The 680-nt window shown below is 63.2% G+C and carries 1 pseudogene; it reads left to right on the top strand.

The features are described from left to right. Nucleotides 1-428 precede the first annotated feature (428 nt). A pseudogene (locus FUT88_RS25305) lies at nt 429-680 on the top strand (nucleoside-diphosphate sugar epimerase); the annotation flags it as partial.

The raw sequence follows: 680 nt of genomic DNA, 5'->3' as shown, positions 1-680 counted from the left end.
GTCGGCATTTACATCGGCAGCCGGACGCCGCCGGAAATCGCCATCTCGATCCTGGCCGAGGTAACGGCCGCCAAGAACGGCGTGTCGCTGCCGACCATCCTGCAGGTGGAAGGCGCCAAGGCGGCGCGCGAGATTGCCGCCAACGCCGCTTCGAGCTGCGCGGTGCCGCAAACCTGAGTCAACCCTCTGATCGAATGGGATGCCGAAAGGCGGCTGAAAGGTTACATTCTTATAAATCGCTGATTGTGCGCGGGTTTTGGCCGCATCGCATCGCGCGAACCCTGCGGCCCACGAGCCTTGTTTCGTGTGCGCGGCTTCATTTGCATGACCTGCCTGCCCCTTGCACCTGAGCGGTGCGGCGGCGGTCGTGTTGTTTGCAAGCGGGACGGTCGCCCGTTTTGCCACCTAGGAAATTCAAGTTTTCTCGCATGAGTATTTTGCTGACCGGTGCCACCGGTTTCGTGGGCGGCGCCATTGCCGCCAATCTGGCAGCCAAAGGTTTGCTGGCCGACACGCGCTTTGCCGTGCGCGGCGACACGCCTTCGGAGGGGTTGGCGCGGCTGCGCAGCAACCTGCGGCGTTTTGAATTCGCACCGGGCACGCTGGACAGCATTACCGAATCGCAAATCGTGCCGTTCGACCTGCGCGACGCCGGCACGGCCAAGCTGGGCGATCCGGAA

It is taken from the genome of Ralstonia sp. TCR112, from assembly GCF_007997035.1.
GTDB lineage: Bacteria > Pseudomonadota > Gammaproteobacteria > Burkholderiales > Burkholderiaceae > Ralstonia > Ralstonia edaphi.
This window is presented reverse-complemented; position numbering and strand designations above follow the sequence as displayed.